We start from the raw sequence: 19743 nt of genomic DNA, 5'->3' as shown, positions 1-19743 counted from the left end.
CTCCGCTCAGACGCCCCGCGGCGTCTTGTCGCGCAGCGACCACACCGCCGCGCTCGCGACGAGGAGCAGGAGGGCCCCGCCGCCGAGGGTGAGCGCGCTCAGCGGCACGCCGAGGTCACCGACGGCCCGCGGCTGGAACCCGCCGTGGAAGACGAGCCACGGCGCCGCGACGCTGGGAACGAGGTTCCGCGGGTCCCACGGCCCCAGGATCGGCAGCAGGTAGTAGGCCAGGGCGAAGACGGTGAGCGAGAACGCGCGCTCCCGTGTCAGCGTGGCGACGAGGAAGCCGAGCGCAGCGAACGCGATCCCGATCAGCGCGAAGGCGGCCGCCACTGCGCCGATCGCCGCGGGATCCGCGGACGGCGGCGGCGACGATCCGTCGACGGGGAACGGCCTCAGCTGCGCGGTGACGAGTCCGGCGACGGCCGCCGTCAGCACGAGCGCCGCGCCGAAGGTCAGGACGGCCACGACGAGGAGCGCCGCTTTCGCCGCGACGAAGGTGCGCGCCCGGCGGACCTGCGTCCATCGCACGATGATCGACCCGCCGCGGAGATCCGTGGTCGCCGCGAAGAGCCCCGTCGCGTAGCCGAGGAGCGGGGTCACGAGGAACACCGCGAGGCTCAGCCCCGTGCCGACCGCACCGAGCGGAGTCAGCGCCGCCGAGGCCGCCGTCGCCGCCTCGAAGTCGTAGCGCAGCGGATTGTCGATCTCCGTCCGCCCGTCCTCGTCCGTGGTCACGCTCACGGGCTCCGCCAGTGCCTCCTCGACGGAGTGCCCGGCCGAGCGGTACTCCGCGGCGGTCCTCTCGAACAGCGCCGCCGTCGACCGCGCGTTGCCGACGTCGGTCACCGCGCTCCAGACCGCGAAGACGGCGCCGGCGAGCAGGACGACGAGGAGGAGCCGGGAGGCGACCGCGCCGCGCAGCTCCCTCCGCACCTCGCCGCCCAGGGACCTCATCGCTCCTCGTCCCTCCTCTGCATCCGTCTCCTCCTCCTCGTCGAAGAACGACCGACCGGTGATCAGGCCTCATCGGCGTGGCCTTCTGTGTATGGCCACAAGCGTCCCCCAAGCCATCGGGGTCGGCAAGGGCGTGACGTGGAACGAGGGGCCGCAGCCGCGCCGCGTCGCGTCAGCGGCTCAGGGTGCGAGGGAGCAGCTGCAGGTGTGACCCGTCGTGCCCGGAGGGGTGGATCTCGATACGCGCCCTGCGGGCGCTACTCGATCAGCATGCTGCGGGCCCCCTGCGGTCTGCCGATCGGCATGGTCCGGCCGCTGTGCGGCCGGTCGATCAGCAGGCTGTCGCCGGCGGAGTGCCGTGGGGCGGGCGGGCCGTTCATGCTGGTCGAGTAGCGGCGCAGCCGCGTATCGAGACCCCACGTCTCCATGCCGGTGGATACGCCCTCTGCGAGGGCTACTCGATCAGCATGACTCTGCCGGCCCGGCATCCTAGGGCGGCGCCTCCTCCATGCCGGTCGAGGAGCGGCGCAGCCGCGTATCGAGACCCGCTGCCCCGGCGCCGCTACAGTGACCGGCATGACCCCCTCGCGCGTCCTCGCACCGGAGCCTCCCGCCGACGGCTCGAAGCCGAAGGGACCCGCGTCGTACTTCCCGAGCATCGAGACCACCTACGGCCGTCCGATCCAGGAGTGGCTAGACCTGGTGGACGAGCGGCTCGACTCCGAGACGCACATGCAGGTCGTCGCGTGGCTGAAGACCGCGCACGGCCTCGGCCACGGGCACGCGAACGCCCTCGTCGCGTACGTCAAGGCGGCCCGCGCCTGACCGTCGCCCCGTCTGCGCCCGATCCGGCTGCTGCTCTGCCGCCGAGGTCGCGCACAACATCAGCTGAGACGGGGGTCCCTCCTCTGACAGGGGAGGCCGGGTGCTCTCAGCTGATGTTGTGCGCCGGAGCCGGTGCCGTCGTCGGTGAGAGGTCCTCGAACGGCCGAGGCGTCCCCGTGCGACGGGCGGCCTCGGCTCCTCGGAGACGTCTCGCGGACGGCCCAGCACGGGCCGGTCAGCGGCCGGCGCGGCCGAACTCGAGGAGCTTCGCGAAGAGGTCCTCGAGGAGCCAACGGGTGTCGAAGGACTCGCAGACGCGGATCGGGTGGGGGCCGACGCCGGGCTGGAGGTCGCCGGCGGGGGTGAAGCGCGGGGCGGGGACGGCGCGCCAGCGGCCGCCGGCGGGGTTCATCACGGCGCCGATCGCGGGGCTGTCGCCGAGGGAGCGGAAGTCGAGCGGGCCGTAGGGGATCGTCGCGTTGAAGGCGATCAGCTGGTCGACGAGGTAGTCGCCGAGCGGGCTCGTGCCGCCCAGCCGCGTGCGCAGCTCGGCGTGACCGACGCCGACCATCGTGTAGACGGGCATCGGGATCTGCCAGACGGCGACTCCGGAGGCGAGCACGGCGTTCGCGGCGGCGACGTCGTTGATCAGGTTGAACTCCGGGTGGTAGGCCGCGATGCCCTCGTAGGGCGGGCCGCCCACCCAGACCACGACGACGTCGCGCTCGGCGATCGACGGCTCCGCCAGCAGCGCCGCGGCGACGTCGGTGAGCGGGCCGAGCACGGCGATCCACAGCCGGCCCTCGCTGTGAAGCGCCTCCTCGACGATCACGCGCGAGCCCTCGGACGCCACGGACTCCGCGGAGCTGCCGGCGACCAGCGCCGCGGACGCCCCGTCGACGACCCGCACGTCGGCCCCGGCGAGGGCGACCACGCGATCGATCTCCGCACGCGACTCCCGCAGGCTCCCGGGCCGGCCGAAGTGCGCCGCCACGAGCGCCCGGACGTCGAGCGTGGCGCTCAGCAGCGCCTGCACGATCGCGAACTGGTCGTCGGCCTCGTTCGCGGCGTCGGTGCTGACGATCAGCCGGTGCGGTGCCGGCCTGGCACTCACGCCGACTCCCGCTGCACGAGCGTCGTCGCGAGGATCGGCTGCCGGTCGACCTCGCGGCCCGCCACCACGGCGACCACGGTCTCCGCGGCGACGCGCCCCATGTCCTCGAGCGGCTGGCGGATCGTGGTCAGCGTCGGATCCGAGGTGGTCGCGATGACCACGTCGTCGAAGCCCACGACCGAGATGTCGGCGGGCACGCGCCGGCCGGAGGCCTGCAGCACGCGGATCGCGCCGTTGGCCATCAGGTCGGAGGAGGCGAAGACGCCGTCGAGGTCGGGGTGGCGCTGCAGCAGCCGCGCCATCGCGGCCGAGCCGCTCTCGAGGGTGAACTCGCCGTGCACGATCGGGCTGTGGTCCAGCCCCAGCTCGGTCAGCTCGTCGCGCCAGCCGCGGATGCGGTCGCGGGCCGGCTCCATGTCGTGCGGGCCGGCGATGATGCCGAGCCGGCGCCGGCCGGAGTCGGCGAGCGCGCGGGCGGCGAGCCGGCCGCCGCCGTAGTTGTCGGAGTCGATCACGATGGCGTCCTCGGCCAGCGCGACTCGCGGCCGGCCGACCCAGGCGATCGGCACGGGGGAGTCGGCGAGCGCCTGCGCGAGGTGCGTGATCTCGTGCTGAAGGATCACGATCGCCCCGTCGACCGCGCGCGAGCGGAGGAACTTGGGGATGCGGTCGCCGTCGTCGTGGTCCGCGGGCAGCAGCACCGGCTGCACCTCGGCGGCGTAGAGCCCCTTCGCGGCGCCCTTGAGCACCGAGGTGAAGAACGTGCCGGTGAGGCTGTCGAGCTCGTTGAAGGCGACGATCAGCGCGATCGCGCCGGAGCGGCCGCCGCGCAGCATCCGCGCGGCGCTGTTGGCCTCGTAGCCGAGCTGCTTCGCGGCGTGCTCGACGGCGGCCGACATGCGGACGTCGACGTTCGTGCCGCCCGCGAGAACCCGGGCGGCGGTGGCGCGGGACACGCCCGCGGCCCGTGCGACGTCCACGAGCGTGGGTCGGGTCATGGCTGCATCCTTCTGAACGAGGAGGGGAGCCGGCCGGGGCGCCGGATGCTCGATCTCCAGAGTCCCACGGGGACGCCTTCCCCGGGGCCGAAGCGGTCCGATTTGCGAAACTTCTTACAGATACTAGGGGAGATCGATATCTCACGCTGCGGTAACGACTCCGTGATCGCGCTTGCACGAGGGGGAAAGGCCAGCTACCTTGGCGTCCAAGAGATCGTTCTCTTGCTCCCGGTCTCCTCCAGCGAGACCCCCCGCGAATCCCCGACGAAGAGGAACAATCGTGAAAAGAAGACTGACGGCCGTGGCCGCAGCAGCCGCCGCCGTGGCCCTCGCCCTCACCGGATGCTCGTCCGGAAGCGGTGGCGGCGCGTCCGACGACCCGAACGCCGAGGCGACCTTCTGGTCCTTCACCGGCATCAACGCCAAGGACAGCGTCGCCGAGTACCTCGCCAAGATGCCCGACGCGAAGATCAAGCTCTCCGAGGTCGGCAGCACTACCGAGACCGCCACCGCCCTCACCGCGGCGCTGGCCGGCGGCAAGGTGCCCGACCTGGTCATGATCCAGAACGACGACCTGCCCCAGTTCGTCGCCAACAGCTCGAACTTCCTCGACCTGCGCACCCTCGGCGGCGACGACGTCGCCTCCGCCTACCTCCCGTGGGCCGCCTCCGCGGCGACCGCCGACGACGGCTCCGTCGTGGGCGTGCCCACCGACGTCGGCGGACTCGGCTTCGCCTACCGCGCCGACCTCTTCGAGGCCGCCGGTCTGCCGACCGACCCGGCCGAGGTCGCCGAGATGTGGAAGGACTGGCCGTCCTTCATCGCCATGGGCGAGAAGTACACCGAGGCGACCGGCAAGCCGTTCGTCGACAACATCGAGACCAGCGTCTTCTTCTCGACCGTCAACCAGGTCTCCGAGAAGTACTACTCGCCCGACGGCGAGCTCGTCTACGACACCAACCCGCAGGTGAAGGACGCGTTCCAGGTCGCCGTGGACGCCAAGGACGCCGGCATCAGCGCCGGCATCGCCGCCTGGTCCTCGGGCTGGGCTCCCGGCCGCGCCAACGGCGCCTTCGCCGTGACCATCGCGCCGTCGTGGATCCTCGCCGGAATCAAGACCGACGCCCCCGACACCGCCGGCAACTGGCGCGTCACGAGCGTCCCCGGCGTCGGCGGCAACTGGGGCGGCAGCGTCATCGCCATCCCGGCCCGCGCCGAGCACCCCGAGGCCGCCTGGCAGTACATCGAGACGATGATGTCCGCCGAGGGCCAGACCGACCACTTCGCGGCCTCGGGCACCCTGCCCGCCGCCACCGAGGCGGTCGCGAGCGACGAGGTCCGCAACTACACCGACCCGTTCTTCGGCGACTCGAAGATCGGCGAGGTCATGGCCACCTCGGTCGAGCAGTTCCCCTCCTTCTACAACGGTCCCGACACGACGCCGATCAACGGCGCCCTGCTGAACACCCTCGTCGAGCTGGAGGCGGGCAACGTCACCTCCGACAAGGCGTGGACGACGGCCCTCGACACGGCCAAGCAGGCCATCGGCGGCTGATCGCCCCACCCACCCGAGCGGCCCGGCGCCTCGCGCGCCGGGCCGCCCCTTCGACGGAGGTAACCCACGTGTCAACGGCGACAGCCATACGTCCCCCCAGGCAGCGCAAGCAGCCCAGCGTCCCGGTCCAGAAGGCCGCGAGGATCCGCAACTCCCTCTCGGAGCGGATCGCCCCCTACGCGTACGTCGCGCCCTTCTTCCTCATCTTCATCGTGTTCGGGCTCTTCCCGCTGCTCTTCACGTTCTACGTCTCGCTCTTCGACTGGAACCCGATCGGCGAGCAGACCTTCGTCGGCCTCGCGAACTTCCAGCAGCTCTTCGCGGACAGCCGGTTCTGGAACGCCCTGGTCAACACCTTCGGCATCTTCATCATCTCGACGGTGCCGCAGCTGCTCTTCGCGCTCTTCCTGGCGCACCTGCTCAACCACGCGCGACTGCGCTGGGCGAACTTCTGGCGCATGGCGCTGCTGGTGCCCTACATCACCTCCGTCGCGGCGACCGCGATCGTCTTCGCGCAGATCTTCGACAAGAACTTCGGCCTGATCAACTGGTTCCTCGGCGTCTTCGGACTGCCGTCGATCAACTTCCTGGCCACCAACTACGGCTCCTGGATCGTCATCTCGACGATGGTCTTCTGGCGCTGGTTCGGCTACAACACGCTCCTCTACCTGGCGGGGCTCCAGTCGCTCCCGCGCGAGATGTTCGAGGCCGCCTCGGTCGACGGCGCCTCCAGCTGGCAGCAGTTCCGCCACCTCACCATTCCGGCGCTGCGCCCGATCATCGTCTTCACCGTGATCATGTCGACCATCGGCGGTCTGCAGATCTTCACGGAGGCGCTCCTGGTGGCTCCCGAATCGGGCCTCACCTGCGGCGCCGGCCGGCAGTGCCAGACGCTCGCGCTGTTCCTCTACGAGCAGGGCTTCGGCCAGTTCAAGTTCGGCTACGGCTCCGCCATCGGCGTCGTGCTGTTCGTGATCGTCGTGGTCGTCTCGCTGATCAACTTCTACCTGTCCACCCGCACCCGGAAGGCGTCCGTCTGATGTCCGATGTGATCGATCAGGCCCTCCCGCAGGCCCGGGCCGTCGCCACCGGCGACACCCCGAAGACGCTGCCGAAGCGCCGCGGCAAGGGCGGCGGGGTCGGCTGGCCGACGTACGTCTTCCTCGTCGTCGCCGTGCTCGTCTCGGTGTTCCCTCTCTATTACATGTTCGTCATCGCGTCGGTCGGAGCGACCGCCGTCACGTCGATCCCGCCGCGCCTGTACCCGGGCACGAACTTCTTCGCCATCGCGGAGAAGGTGTTCGACACCGTGCCGTTCATCGCGTCGCTGTTCAACTCGCTGATCGTGTCGCTGAGCGTCGCGGTCCTCTCCGCGATCCTCTGCGCGATGGCCGGCTTCGCCTTCGCGAAGCTGCAGTTCCCGGGCCGCAACGTGCTGTTCCTGATCGTGCTGCTGACCATGACGGTGCCGGCACAGCTGAGCATCATCCCGCAGTACCTGATCGTCTCGGCCCTCGACTGGGTCGACACCCTCCAGGCGATCATCGTCCCGGGCCTGGCCAGCGCCTTCGGCATCTTCTGGATGCGCCAGCACATGTCCACCACGGTCAGCGACGAGCTGATCCAGGCGGCCCGCATCGACGGCGCCAACTCCTGGCAGCTGTTCTGGCGCATCGCCTTCCCGGTGGTCCGCCCGGCGGCGTTCGTGCTCGGGCTGATCACGTTCACCGCGGTCTGGAACGACTTCATGTGGCCGTTCATCGTGCTGAAGTCGCCGGAGCTGTTCACGGTGCAGATCGCGCTGAAGCAGCTGCAGGCCAACCGCTCGATCGACGTCGCCCTGGCGATGGGCGGCTCGTTCATGGCCACGCTGCCGCTGCTGATCGCGTTCTTCTTCGTCGGCCGCCGCATGGTGTCCGGGATCATGGACGGAGCGTTCAAGGGCTGATGCACGACGCCTCCACCACTCTCGTCCCCTCCGACCGCACCGACGAGACCGGGGATCGGAGCGGTGGTCGCGACTGGCGGGACCGCTCCCTCTCCGCGAGCGAGCGGGCCCGCCTCCTCACCGCCGAGCTCACGCTCGAGGAGAAGGCGGCCCAGCTCGGCTCCGTCTGGCTCACCGACTCCGCCGACGACTTCGCCCCGAAGCTCGAGGGCGGCCCCGAGACCGCGGCCGACCCGTTCGACGGCGGCCTCGGTCAGCTCACCCGCGTCTTCGGCACCGAGCCCGTCTCGGTGCCGGAGGGCGTGCGCCGGCTCCGCGAGCTGCAGGAGCGGGTCGTCGGCTCGCAGCGCCTCGGCATCCCGGCGATCGCGCACGAGGAGTGCCTGACCGGGCTCGCCGCGTACGGCGCGACCGCCTTCCCGACGCCGCTCGCCTGGGCGGCCACCTTCGACGAGGACCTCGTCGGCGAGATGGCGGAGGCGATCGGCTCCGACATGCGCGCCCTCGGCATCCACCAGGGGCTCGCGCCCGTGGTCGACGTCGTGAAGGACTACCGCTGGGGCCGCGTCGAGGAGACCCTCGGCGAGGACCCGTACCTGGTCTCGCAGCTCGGCACCGCGTACGTCGCCGGGCTCGAGTCGGCGGGGATCATCGCGACCCTCAAGCACTTCGCCGGCTACGCGGCCTCCCGCGGCGCCCGCAATCACGCTCCCGTGAGCATGGGGCCGCGCGAGATCGCGGACACCGTGCTGCCGCCGTTCGAGGCCGCGCTGCGGCACGGCGGCGCGCGCAGCGTGATGACCTCGTACACCGACATCGACGGCGTGCCCAGCAGCGCGAGCCGGCACCTGCTGACCACGATCCTGCGGGAGAAGTGGGGCTTCGAGGGGACGGTCGTGGCCGACTACTGGGCCGTGCCGTTCCTCCAGGCGATGCACCACGTCGCGGTCGACACCGCCGACGCGGGGCGCTTGGCGATCCGCGCCGGCGTGGACGTCGAGCTGCCGCAGACCGCGGCCTACGGCGAGCTGCCGCGCCTCATCCGCGAGGGCGTCGTCGACGAGCGGGATCTGGATCGCTCCGTCGAGCGGCACCTGCGGCACAAGTTCGAGGCCGGGCTGCTCGACGGCGGGCCGCTCGTCCCCGAGGGTGCAGAGTCGGTGGACCTCGACAGCGCGCGCAACCGGGCGATCTCGCTCCGGATCGCGGAGGAGTCGGTCGTGCTGCTGCGCGACGACGACGTGCGTGGGCTGCTCGCCTCGGGCACGGTCGCCGTGGTGGGTCCGGCGGCGGACCAGTTCCGCAGCCTGGTCGGCTGCTACGCCTTCCCGAACCACGTGCTCTCGAAGCACCCGGGGCACGACCTCGGGATCGAGATCCCGACCGTGCTGAGCGCCTTGCGCGCCGAGCTCGGCGAGGAGCGGGTGCGCTTCGCGGCCGGCGGGTCGATCACCTCCGCGGACACCTCCTCGATCGCCGAGGCCGTCATGACGGCGCGCTCGAGCGATGCGGCCGTGGTCGTCGTCGGCGACGTGGCCGGGCTGTTCGGCGACGGCACCTCGGGCGAGGGCTGCGACGCCGCCGACCTGCGGCTGCCGGGTGCCCAGGACGAGCTGGTCGCGGCGGTCCTCGCGACCGGCGTGCCGACCGTGCTCGTCGTGCTCTCGGGCCGGCCCTACGCGCTCGGCGCGTACGGTGCGGCGCGCGGGGTCGTGCAGGCGTTCTTCCCCGGAGCGGACGGGGCGGCCGCGGTCGCCGGCGTGCTCTCGGGGCGGGTCTCGCCGACCGGGCGCCTGCCCGTGCAGATCCCGCGGCTCCCCTCGGCGTCGACGACGTACCTGCAGCCGTCGCTCGGGCTCTCGAACCCGGGCATCACGGCGCTCGACAACACGCCGCTGCACCCGTTCGGCTTCGGGCTCACGCGGGGGGACATCTCCTACGAGGCGCTGTCCGCACCGGCCGTGCTGGCGGTGGACGGGGCGCTCGACGCCGCGGTCACCCTCCGCAACAGCGGCGAGGACACCGTCGAGGTCGTGCAGCTGTACGCCGCCTACCCGACCTCGCCCGTCGTGCGGCCGGCCGCGCAGCTGCTCGGCTACGCGCGCGTGCCGATCGCCGCGGGGGAGTCGCTGACCGTGCACTTCCACGTCGAGGCGGCGCGGCTCGCGGCGACCGGCGAGGACGGCGCGCTCAGCGTGGACCCGGGGCCGCTGCGCCTCATCGCCGGCCCGTCCGCGGCCGACGCGGCGCAGACCGCCGACGTCGCCCTGACGGGCGCGCGCCGCGTGCTCGCCGAGCGCGCCCTCCGCACCCCGTGGTCGGTGACCCGCGGCTGACCCACCGCCTGCCGGTCGAGCAGCCGCCGAGCGGCGGCCGCACATGCTGGTCGAGCAGCCGCCGAGCGGCGGCCGCACATGCTGGTCGAGCAGCCGCCGAGCGGCGGCCGCACATGCTGGTCGAGTAGCCCCGGAGGGGCGTATCGAGACCCACCCTCCTGGTGACGTCGGATCTCGATACGCGCCCTGCGGCCGCTACTCGATCAACATGAGGCGGAACGCCCCTTCATGGCGGTGGAGCGGCCGCAGCGCCCCCTTTCATGCTGGTCGAGTAGCCCCGTAGGGGCGTATCGAGACCCACCCTCCTGGTGACGTCGGATCTCGATACGCGCCCTGCGGGCGCTACTCGATCAACATGAGGCGGCTCCGCAAGGGGCCTGCGCCCGCCGCCCCGCGCGCCTACCGTGAACAGCAGCACCCCCGGCGCGAGGACGCGCGCGGGGCCGGACTTCTCGAGGAGAGACATGCCTGCACTGACCGACACCTTCACCCTGTCCAACGGGGTCGAGATCCCGAAGATCGGCTTCGGCACCTGGCAGATCGAGGACGGCGCCGACGCCTACGACGCGGTGACCACGGCGCTCGAGGCCGGCTACCGCCACATCGACACCGCCCGCGGCTACGGCAACGAGGCGAGCGTCGGCCGGGCCCTGCGCGACAGCGGGATCCCGCGCGACGAGGTCTTCATCACCACGAAGCTGCCCGCCGAGGTCAAGGACCACGCCGGCGCGAAGGACAGCTTCGAGACCACGATGGCGGCGCTCGAGCTCGAGCACGTCGACCTGTACCTGATCCACGCGCCGTGGCCGTGGTCGGACATGGGCTCGGACCACCGCGACGGCAACATCGCGGCCTGGAAGGCGATGGAGGAGATCTACGACTCCGGCCGCGCCCGCGCCATCGGCGTCTCCAACTTCTCCGTCGACGACCTGGAGTCGCTGATCGCGGCGACCGACGTGAAGCCGCACGCCAACCAGATCCGCTGGTTCGTCGGCAACACGCAGGACGAGACGACCGACTACTGCCGCACCAACGGCATCCTCGTCGAGGGCTACTCGCCGCTCGCGACCGGCGGACTGCTCGAGAACTCGGACCTCGCCGACATCGCGAAGGCGAACGGCGTCTCCGTGGCGCAGCTCTGCATCCGCTACCTGCTCGAGAAGGACGTCCTGCCGCTGCCGAAGTCGACCACCCCCGCGCGCATCCGCGAGAACGCCCAGGTCGACTTCCCCCTCTCGGCCGACGACGTCGCCCGCCTCGACGCCCTCACCGACACGGAGTCCTGACCCGCCCCAGAACTCAGAAGTTGCGGTAGTCGCGCCCGACTACCGCAACTTCTGCGTACTCGCGGCAGCACGCTGGTCGAGCGGCCGCGCAGCGGTCCCGCATGCAGGCCGAGCAGCCGCGCAGCGGCTTCCTTTTTTGCTGGTCGAGTAGCCGCGGAGCGGCGTATCGAGACCCCGCGTGCTTGCGGTGGCGGATCTCGATACGCGCCCTGCGGGCGCTACTCGATCAGCATGGGCAGCGTTGCGCCCCTCCCTACTTCTCCCGAGAACTCGGAAGTTGCGGTAGTCGAGCGCGACTACCGCAACTTTTGAGGAGTGGGCGGGGGCGGGGCGGGGCGGGCGCGGCGGGTCAGGCGAAGCGGAGCAGGTGCGCGCCGTGGGGCCCGAGGGTCAGCGCGACGGCGCCGTCGGCGACGGGGAGGGGCTCGCCCGTCCAGGCGTCGACGGGGGTGCCGGTGCAGCCGAGGTCGGCGAGGTGCGCGGAGTACTCGCGCGGGGCGTCGCCGAGCCAGAAGACGCCGCGCCACTGCACGTCGCCCTGCCAGGCGCTCCAGACGACGAGGTCGCCGTCGCGGACGATCTCGCGGCTGCCCTCGCTGGACAGCAGCGCGAGGACGTCGTCGTTCGTCAGCAGCGCCAGCGTCTCGGGCGGGGTGTCCGGCAGGTGCCCGCCCATCATCAGCGGCGACCGCAGCAGGCACCAGAGCGTCACCAGCGTGCGCTGCTCGGCGGGGGTGAACCGCGAGAGGCGGTCCTCGCCCACGTGCGCCCGCACGCCGATCCGGCCCAGCGGCAGCATGTCGGCGTCGGCCCACGCGCCCGGCCGCTGGTGCGGCGCCCAGCGCGCGGCGCGCTGGAACTGCTCCTGCAGGTGCCCCCAGTCGTCCCAGAAGTCGTCCGAGATCCGCCACATCTGAGCCGTGTCGCGGAGCAGCTCGAGGTTCTCCAGCGAGAGCTGCTTGCCGGGCGAGAGGCTCAGCACCATCGGCCGGCCGGTCGCGTCGATCGCGCGGGAGAGCGCGGCGATCTCGTCGGCCTGGATCGGCGGGTAGAGCACGTCGTCGAGCTTGACGAAGTCGACGCCCCACGAGGCCAGCTGCGCCATCACCGAGTCGTAGTACTGCTGCGCGCCCGGCACGGTCATGTCGACGCCGTAGTTGTCCGGGTTCCACGGGCAGACGTTGCCGCGGTCGGCGATGTCGTCGCAGGTCGCGTCGGAGCCGAGCACCGGCAGCGCGAGCTCGGCGGCCCGGCGGGGCACGCCGCGCATCAGGTGCACGCCGAAGCGCAGCCCGAGGGCGTGCACGCGCGCGGCGAGCGCGGTGAAGCCCGCGACGGAGGCGGACGGGAAGCGCCCCACCGCGGGCTGCGGCCGGCCCCAGTCGTCCAGGACCGGCTCCGACACCTCCTGGTAGTCGCTCGTGCCGGGGTCCGGCTCGTACCACTGGATGTCGACGACGACCGTGTCCCAGCCGTGCGGCAGCAGGTGCTCGGCGAGGTACTCGGCGTTGGCCAGCACCTCGTCCTCGGTCACGGAGGAGCCGAAGCAGTCCCAGCTGTTCCAGCCCATCGGCGGGCGGCGGGCGGCCTCGGTGCGTGTCGCGGCAGCGCTCATGGCGGTCATGCCTCCGACCCTGCCACGAGCGAGCCAGCCGCGTCGTCGGCCAGCTCCAGCGACACCGTCGCGAAGGAGTGCGGCGGCAGCGTCACCCGCAGCCCCGTCGCCGTGGTCTCCAGCCCCTCGAGCGCGACCGGGCTGACCGCGTCGGCGTCGCCCGGCCGGTTGTGCGCCTGCGGCGAGTCGGCGGTGAGGAGCCGCCCCGTCGCTCCGGTCACGGAACCGCCGCGGAAGGACAGCTCGATCTCCAGCGGCTCGTCGAGGTCGACGTTGGTCATCGAGACCAGCACGCGCCCGTCCTTCACCGAGGCGGAGGCGGAGGCCAGCGCGATCTCGCGCCCGTCGACCGCGTGGGTGGGCCCGGCGACCGTGGTCGGCAGCACCGTCGCGTCCTGGTGCCCCTTGTTCATCTCGAACACGTGGTAGGTGGGCGTCCGCACCATCTCGCCGCCGTCGGGGTCGGTGAGCAGCATCGCCTGCAGCACGTTGACGGTCTGCGCGATGTTCGCCATCGAGAGCCGGTCGGCGAAGGCGTGGAAGACGTCGAAGTGGATCCCGGCGACCATCGCGTCGCGGATGGTGTTCTGCTGGAAGAGGAAGCCCGGGTGCGTGCCCGGCTCGACGTCCCACCAGGTGCCCCACTCGTCGAGCACCATCCCGTACTTCTTCTCGGGGTCGTGCACGTCCATCACGGCGGCGTGCGAGCGCAGCAGCTCCTCGATGCCCTGCGCGGCGACGATCGTGCTCCAGTAGGTGTCCGCGTCGAAGTCGGTGGCGCTGCCCTTCGCGTGCCAGCTGCCGCCGATCGTGTAGTAGTGCACCGAGACCGACTCCCACGGCACGGAGGAGAACGGGTGCCCCTCGATCTCGGGGATCACCTCCATCAGCGTCTGCGTCCAGTGCGTGTCCGCGCCGTCGGCGCCGGCCGCGATGCGGTGCAGCGGCACGTCGTTGCCGCTCTGCACGAAGGTGCCGAACTGGCGGGCGAGGTCGGCGTAGGCGCCGGCGCGCATGTTGCCGCCGCAGCCCCAGGTCTCGTTGCCGAGGCCCCAGTAGCGGACGGTCCACGGCTCCTCACGGCCGTGCGAGCGGCGCAGGTCCGCCATCGGCGACTTCCCCGAGCCGGTGAGGTACTCGACCCAGTCGGCCATCTCCTGCACGGTGCCGGAGCCGATGTTGCCGGAGATGTAGGCGTCGGCGCCGAGCAGCTCGCAGAGCGCCATGAACTCGTGGGTGCCGAAGGAGTTGTCCTCGGCGACCCCGCCCCACTGGGTGTTGATCAGGCCGGGGCGCTCCTCGCGCGGGCCGATGCCGTTGGTCCAGTGGTAGCGGTCGGCGAAGCAGCCGCCCGGCCAGCGGAGGTTGGGGATGTCGAGGGCGCGCAGGGCCTCGACGACGTCCAGGCGGATCCCGCCGGCGTTCGGGACGGGCGAGTCCTCGCCGACCCAGAAGCCGTCGTAGATGCAGCGGCCGAGGTGCTCGGCGAAGTGGCCGTAGACGTGCTTGCTGATGGTGGCGCCGGGCCGGTCGAGGTCGACGGTGACGGTGGTGTTCACGGGGTGCTCCAGGGTGGTGGCGGGCGAGTCGGCAGTGGTCGGGGCGGCGCTCACGCGTCGACGCGGACGAGCCGCAGGACGATCGCGCGGTCGGCGTGGAAGGTCGGCAGGTCCAGGCCCGCCTCGCCCAGCAGGCTCCCCGAGTAAGCGGGGGCCGGGGCGTCGGAGTCGAGCGGCACGGTCGCCTCCAGCCAGCGCGGGCTCTGCCAGGGCGGGCCGAGCGAGCCGGGGCGCGCGGCCTCGACGCGGTAGCGGGCCCGCGGGTCCAGGCCCGGGAGGCGGACGCGGCGGCGCGAGTCCGCCGTCAGCGCGGGCGTGACCAGCGTGTAGAGCGCCTCGGAGCCGTCGGTCGCGACGACGCCGCGCAGCGACGGCGCGTCGGGATCGGAGTCGCCGCCGCCGACGACCCGCCCGGTGGCGATGAGCCCGCGGTGCTCGCGGTACGCCGCGATCCAGCCGGCCAGCACCGGCTTCTCCTCGGCGTCCAGCTCGCGGAGGTCCCACTCGAGGCCGAAGTGGCCGAGGAAGGCGATGGCGCAGCGGGTGTGCAGGTCGCTGGTGCGGCCGGTGACGGAGTTGACCGGCGAGGCGACGTGCGAGCCGAGCATCTCCGGCGGCACGAGCAGCCCGGTCCAGCGCAGCATCCGCGAGCGGTCCAGCGGGTCCTGGTTGTCGGAGGTGTGCACGCGGTCGGTGCGCTCGAGGATCCCGAGGTCGACGCGGCCGCCGCCGGAGGCGCAGCTCTCGATCTCGAGCTCGGGGTGCCGCTCGCGCAGCTCGTCGATCAGCCGGTAGAGCGCGAGCGTCTGCTCGTGCACAGCGGCGGTGCCGGTGGCCGGGTGCCCCGCATCGATCAGATCGCGGTTGTGATCCCACTTCAGGTACGCGACGCCGAGGTCGGCGACCAGCCCGTCGAGCACACCGAGGATGTGCGCGAACGCGTCCGGGTTGGTCAGGTCGAGCACCTGCTGGAACCGGAAGCGCGGCGGCAGCTCCTCCCGGGCGCGCAGGATCCAGTCGGGGTGCGCGCGGGCGAGGTCGGAGTCCTCGTTGATCATCTCGGGCTCGACCCAGAGGCCGAACTCCATGCCCCGGCCGCGGACGTGCTCGGCGAGGGGGAGGAGGCCGTCCGGCCAGGAGACGGGGTCGGGCGTCCAGTCGCCGAGGCCCGCGCGGTCGTCGCTGCGGCCGAGGAACCAGCCGTCGTCGAGCACGTAGCGCTCGACCCCCAGGGCGGCGGCGCGGTCGGCCAGCTCGGCGAGGGTCGCGAAGTCCTGCTCGAAGTACACCGCCTCCCAGACGTTGAGGGTGACCGGGCGCGGGCGGAGCGAGGAGCGCGAGACTCCGCGGAGGTAGGCGTGGAAGCGGGCGGCGGCGGCGTCGAGGCCGTGGCCGAAGCTGCCGGAGATCCAGGGGGAGGAGTAGCTCTCGCCGCTCGCGAGGCGCACCTCGCCGGGCAGGAGCAGCTCGCCGCCGCGGAAGGCGAGCCAGCCGTCGCCGCGCTCGACGGCGTGCTCGTGGTTGCCGCCGATGCCGACGTGGCAGAGCCAGACCTTGCCGTCGGCGGCGTCGAAGCCGGGGGTGCCGATCGCGACGACCGTCGTCGCGTCCAGACCCGTGCGGCCGCGCCGCGAGGAGCGCGAGTGGCTGCCGGTGACGACGGGGTGGCGCTGCGGGATCTTCTCGGTGCCCCAGCGGCCGGAGAAGTCCAGGATCTCGCGGGCCTCGGTGGGGATCCGGAGGGCGGGGTCGGCGCCGATCACCTCGAGGTGCCCGGTGCCGTCATTCCGGACGGAGACGCGGGTCCGGAGCAGTCCGGCGGGTGAGAGAACGATCTCCAGCACGACCCCGATTCCGGCCTGCGCGTCGTGCGCCTCGACCGTGACGGCGGCGCTCCCGGGCTGCACGACGGCGCCCTCCGCGAGGGCCTCGCCGTCCACCGAGACGGCGTCCACGGTGAGCCGCGGCGACCAGCCGGCGCCCTCGCGGTGCACCCGGAGGCCGGGCAGACCGGCCCAGCCGAAGGAGTGCTCGGGCAGGATCCCGGGCTCGTAGGGCACGTCGGAACCGCCGTCCATCCCCGTCCTCTCGGGAGTTCTTGCGAAACCGGCGAGGTCGTCGTCGCTCGCGTCGATCCGCGGACCCCAGTGCAGCAGGACGGGCAGGTCACCTCCCGACTGAGTGAGGAGGGCGGACACGTCATCGGCGACGAGATGGATCACTCTCGGGGATTGCATGATGACATTCCTACCGTCGATCCTGGTCTGAGTACAGTGAGAGATCGATCTCGACCACCGGCGATCCCGTCGTCGTCCCGCTCACTGCAGATCCACCCCGCTTCGATCCACCCACCCCGATCACTCACCGCCGAGGAGCATCCATGCCGCTGACCCACCCGGCCCCGCACGAGTCCCGCCTGGAGCGCGGGGTGCTCGACGCCCGGCGGCGGCTCAACCGCGACTACCTGCTCTCGCTGACCGACGAGGGGCTGCTGCAGAACTTCCGCATCGAGGCCGGGATCGGCGACCAGGGCTGGCACCTGCACCCGTCCCAGGAGTCGCGCGAGGCCCGCGGTCTCGACCGGCACTGGGGCTGGGAGACGCCGGGCTCGCAGCTGCGCGGCCACTTCCTCGGCCACTGGCTCTCCGCCGCGGCGCGCGAGGTCGCGGTCACCGGCGACCCGCTGCTCCGCGTCCGGATCGACTCCGTGCTCGACGGCCTCGAGCGCTGCCAGGAGGAGAACGGCGGCGGCTGGATCTGGGCGATCCCGCGCGGCTACCTCGACCGCCTGGCGACCGGCCGCCCGATCTGGGCGCCGCAGTACGCGATGCACAAGCTGCTGATGGGCCTGGTCGACCTGCACCTCGACCTCGGCGACGAGCGGGCGCTCCGGATGGCCCGGGCGGCGACGACCCCGCTGCTGGAGTGGGTCCGCGGCTTCGACGACGACGCGTTCCAGGAGATCCTCGAGGTCGAGACCGGCGGCATGCTCGAGGTCTGGGCCGACCTCCTCGCGATCACCGGCGACCCCGTCTACGCGGAGCTGCTCGAGCGCTACGACCGCCGCTCGCTCTTCGAGGGCCTGCTCGCGGGCCGCGACGTGCTCACCAACATGCACGCCAACACCACGATCCCCGAGGTGCTCGGCGCCGCCCGCGCCTACGAGGTCACCGGCGACGAGCGCTGGCGGCGGATCGTCGAGGCCTACTGGGAGCAGGCGGTCGTCCTCCGCGGCACCTTCTGCACCGGCGGCCAGACCTCGGGCGAGATCTGGACGCCGCCGTTCGAGTTCGCCGCCCGCCGCGGTGAGAAGACGCAGGAGCACTGCACGGTCTACAACATGATCCGGCTGGCCGACGTGCTGCTGCGCTGGACCGGCGAGCTCGCCTACGCCGACTACATCGAGCGCAACCTCTGGAACGGCCTGCTCGCCCAGCAGAACCCGAGGACCGGGATGGTCGCCTACTTCCTCCCGCTGGAGGGCGGCGCCCGCAAGGACTGGGGCAGCCCGACCGAGGACTTCTGGTGCTGCCACGGCACGCTGGTGCAGGCGCACACCCGCCACTCCGGGCTCGTCTTCTACCGCGGCGGCGACGCCGAGCTGACGATCGCGCAGCACGTCGACGCGAGCGTCCGCGTGGCGACCGCCGCGGGCGAGGCGGCCGTGCGGGTCGAGGTGCTCGACAACGCCGGCTACGTGGGCCCGGACGCGAACGCGGGGGCCGCGGGCGACGCGCATCGGCCCTCCGCCTCGCGGATCCGCATCGAGGTGGAGTCGGCGGAGGGGGTCGCGCTGCAGGTGCGGATCCGGGTGCCGGAGTGGACCGTCGGCGAGCCGGGCGTCGCGGGCGACTCCGCGCACGTCGAGCGCCTCGACGGCGCGCTCCTGCTGACGCACCCCGGAGGCCGCACCGGCGTCGACCTCGCCTTCGGCACCGAGATCCGCGCCGTGCCGATCCCGGACGAGCCCGGCACCGTCGCGTTCGTCGAGGGGCCGGTCGTGCTGGCCGGCCTCGTCGACCGCGAGGTGAGCCTCCGCGGCCGCCTCGAGGACGCTCCCGCGCTGCTCGCCCCCGACAACGAGCGGCAGTGGACCCAGTGGCTCCGCGGCTACCGCACCTTCGGCCAGCCCGCCGCGATCCGCTTCCGGCCTCTGCACGAGGTCGTCGACGAACCCTTCTCGCTCTACTTCCCGGTCTCGGCCGGGAGCTGATGGACAGGACCCCCTCCGTGACCTGCGCTCCGCGCTCATGACCGCCTCCACCACCACCGCTTCCGCCACTCGCGCGATGCCCCGCGGCCGGCTGCTGCTGCCGATCTTCGCGATGCTGGTCGGCTTCGGGCCGCTCACCATCGACCTGGTGCTGCCCTTCCTGCCGACGCTGCAGGACGACCTCGGCGTCTCGGTCGCGACCGCCCAGCTGGTCGTCACCGGCGCGACCTTCGGCTTCGCGGCCGGCCAGCTGATCTCCGGTCCGCTCAGCGACGCGGTCGGCCGCAAGTGGCCGCTCGGCGTCTCGGCGGCCCTGCACATCGCGGCGAGCCTCGTCGCGGCGATGACCTCGGACACGGCGGTGCTGCTCTCGGCCCGCTTCGTCCAGGGCGCCGCCTGCACCGCGGCCGGCGTGGTCGTCACCGCGATCGTCCGCGACCTCTACAGCGGCAAGCGGCTCGTGACGATGCTCGCGAACCTCGCCGTGATCGTCTCGGTCTTCCCGATCCTGGTGCCCTCCGTCGGCGCGCAGCTGACCAAGGTGATCGACTGGCGCGGCTCCTTCCTCGCGGTCGCCGCCTGGGGAGCGCTCGCCACCGTGATCGCGCTGCTGGTGCTGCCCGAGACGCTGCCCCGCGAGCGGCGGCACCAGGGCGGGCTCGGCCCGTCGCTGCGGAACTCGTTCGGGATGCTGAGGCGGCCGCGGGTGCTGGCGCTCGCCGCCGCGTCCGCCGCCGGCTGGTCGGTCGGCTTCGCCTACCTGGCGACGGCGCCGTTCCTCTACACCAACGTCTACGCGGTGGGGCCGGACCTCTACGGGCTGCTGTTCCTGGTCACCTCGCTCGTGACGATCGCGGTCGGGCAGACGACCGGCCGGGTGATCGTGCCGCGGTTCGGTCCCCGGTTCGCGATGTTCGCGTCGGCGATCGTCACGGGTGTCGGCGCCGTGGTGGTCGCGGTGCTCGCCCTCACCGGGACGCAGCCGCTGCTGGTCGTCGTCGGCGCGCTGACCTTCGCGCTCGCGGGGCGCTCGCTCGGCTTCGCGCCGGTGCAGTACCTCTCGCTCCAGGGCCCGTCGAGCGAGGCGGGCAGCGTCACCGCGATCCTCGGCACGGTCAGCTTCACCGCGGCCGGCCTGGTGATGCCGGTGATGGGCGCGTGGGCCGAGATCTCGCTGATCCCGTTCGCGATCCTCCTGCTCGTCGCGGCGCTCGTCGAGGGCGGCGTCGCGCTGCTGTTCCGGCCGGGCTCGCGGCGCTTCGATCCGGGCGCGCGGCGGCTCGAGGACGAGCCGGGGCCGGCGGAGTCGACCAGCCCCGCGGACGAGAAGCACTGAC

General features: G+C 72.3%; 15 protein-coding genes. 8 read left to right on the top strand and 7 right to left on the bottom strand.

What is annotated here, in order from left to right:
* Positions 1-6: 6 nt before the first annotated feature.
* Both C1I64_RS14005 and C1I64_RS20165 read right to left on the bottom strand, forming a co-directional pair.
* Positions 7-957: a hypothetical protein gene (locus C1I64_RS14005; RefSeq protein ID WP_127887608.1), complete on the bottom strand. Its 951-nt coding sequence runs from the start codon at positions 955-957 to the stop codon at positions 7-9.
* Positions 958-1214: 257 nt separating this feature from the next.
* Complete coding sequence (locus C1I64_RS20165) at positions 1215-1385, bottom strand: hypothetical protein (protein ID WP_164874553.1); 171 nt, start codon at positions 1383-1385, stop codon at positions 1215-1217.
* Between the two features lie 148 nt (positions 1386-1533).
* Here C1I64_RS20165 and C1I64_RS14000 point away from each other — a divergent pair, with 148 nt between their 5' ends.
* Positions 1534-1782: a DUF4287 domain-containing protein gene (locus C1I64_RS14000; protein WP_127887607.1), complete on the top strand. Its 249-nt coding sequence runs from the start codon at positions 1534-1536 to the stop codon at positions 1780-1782.
* Between the two features lie 235 nt (positions 1783-2017).
* On the opposite strand, the gene C1I64_RS13995 is transcribed toward C1I64_RS14000, so the two are convergent.
* Both C1I64_RS13995 and C1I64_RS13990 read right to left on the bottom strand, forming a co-directional pair.
* On the bottom strand, positions 2018-2896 hold the full coding sequence (locus C1I64_RS13995; RefSeq protein WP_127887606.1) for a nucleoside hydrolase: 879 nt from the start codon (positions 2894-2896) through the stop codon (positions 2018-2020).
* Positions 2893-3894: a LacI family DNA-binding transcriptional regulator gene (locus C1I64_RS13990; RefSeq protein ID WP_123446870.1), complete on the bottom strand. Its 1002-nt coding sequence runs from the start codon at positions 3892-3894 to the stop codon at positions 2893-2895. Before C1I64_RS13990 ends, C1I64_RS13995 begins: the two co-directional genes overlap by 4 nt.
* 301 nt (positions 3895-4195) lie before the next feature.
* Between C1I64_RS13990 and C1I64_RS13985 the strand changes: the two genes are divergently transcribed.
* The 5 genes from C1I64_RS13985 (at position 4196) to C1I64_RS13965 (ending at position 11019) form a co-directional block, all read left to right on the top strand.
* Positions 4196-5449, top strand: a complete 1254-nt coding sequence (locus tag C1I64_RS13985) for an ABC transporter substrate-binding protein (protein WP_127887605.1) — start codon at positions 4196-4198, stop codon at positions 5447-5449.
* Between the two features lie 68 nt (positions 5450-5517).
* A complete protein-coding gene (locus C1I64_RS13980) occupies positions 5518-6489 on the top strand; it encodes a carbohydrate ABC transporter permease (RefSeq protein ID WP_208645132.1) in 972 nt (323 codons plus the stop codon).
* Positions 6489-7397 (top strand): carbohydrate ABC transporter permease, encoded by a 909-nt coding sequence (locus tag C1I64_RS13975; protein WP_123446868.1) that lies wholly within the window; start codon positions 6489-6491, stop codon positions 7395-7397. The genes C1I64_RS13980 and C1I64_RS13975 overlap by 1 nt, the downstream gene beginning before the upstream one ends.
* The gene (locus tag C1I64_RS13970; RefSeq protein WP_127887604.1) at positions 7397-9733 is read left to right on the top strand and encodes a beta-glucosidase; all 2337 of its coding nucleotides are present in this window, start codon (positions 7397-7399) and stop codon (positions 9731-9733) included. The genes C1I64_RS13975 and C1I64_RS13970 overlap by 1 nt, the downstream gene beginning before the upstream one ends.
* 464 nt (positions 9734-10197) lie before the next feature.
* On the top strand, positions 10198-11019 hold the full coding sequence (locus tag C1I64_RS13965; RefSeq protein WP_123706489.1) for an aldo/keto reductase: 822 nt from the start codon (positions 10198-10200) through the stop codon (positions 11017-11019).
* A 349-nt stretch (positions 11020-11368) separates the two neighbouring features.
* Here the strand turns inward: C1I64_RS13965 and C1I64_RS13960 are convergent, their stop codons facing one another.
* From C1I64_RS13960 to C1I64_RS13950, 3 genes are read right to left on the bottom strand one after another with little or no spacing between them, the layout of a single operon-like run.
* Positions 11369-12643: an alpha-galactosidase gene (locus tag C1I64_RS13960; RefSeq protein ID WP_244209485.1), complete on the bottom strand. Its 1275-nt coding sequence runs from the start codon at positions 12641-12643 to the stop codon at positions 11369-11371.
* Positions 12640-14247 (bottom strand): alpha-N-arabinofuranosidase, encoded by a 1608-nt coding sequence (locus C1I64_RS13955; protein WP_425272911.1) that lies wholly within the window; start codon positions 14245-14247, stop codon positions 12640-12642. Before C1I64_RS13955 ends, C1I64_RS13960 begins: the two co-directional genes overlap by 4 nt.
* Positions 14244-16430, bottom strand: coding sequence for an alpha-galactosidase (locus C1I64_RS13950; RefSeq protein WP_127887603.1), 2187 nt, complete (start codon positions 16428-16430; stop codon positions 14244-14246). The genes C1I64_RS13955 and C1I64_RS13950 overlap by 4 nt, the downstream gene beginning before the upstream one ends.
* A 143-nt stretch (positions 16431-16573) precedes the next feature.
* On the opposite strand from C1I64_RS13950, the gene C1I64_RS13945 reads away from it, so the two are divergent.
* Together C1I64_RS13945 and C1I64_RS13940 are read left to right on the top strand one after the other, a co-directional pair.
* Positions 16574-18406: a beta-L-arabinofuranosidase domain-containing protein gene (locus C1I64_RS13945; protein ID WP_127887602.1), complete on the top strand. Its 1833-nt coding sequence runs from the start codon at positions 16574-16576 to the stop codon at positions 18404-18406.
* A gap of 37 nt (positions 18407-18443) precedes the next feature.
* Complete coding sequence (locus C1I64_RS13940) at positions 18444-19742, top strand: MFS transporter (protein WP_127887601.1); 1299 nt, start codon at positions 18444-18446, stop codon at positions 19740-19742.
* Position 19743: the final 1 nt, after the last annotated feature.

It is taken from the genome of Rathayibacter festucae DSM 15932, from assembly GCF_004011135.1.
GTDB lineage: Bacteria > Actinomycetota > Actinomycetes > Actinomycetales > Microbacteriaceae > Rathayibacter > Rathayibacter festucae.
Note: the sequence above shows the minus strand (reverse complement) of the source record. Positions and strands in the feature narration are given on the sequence as shown.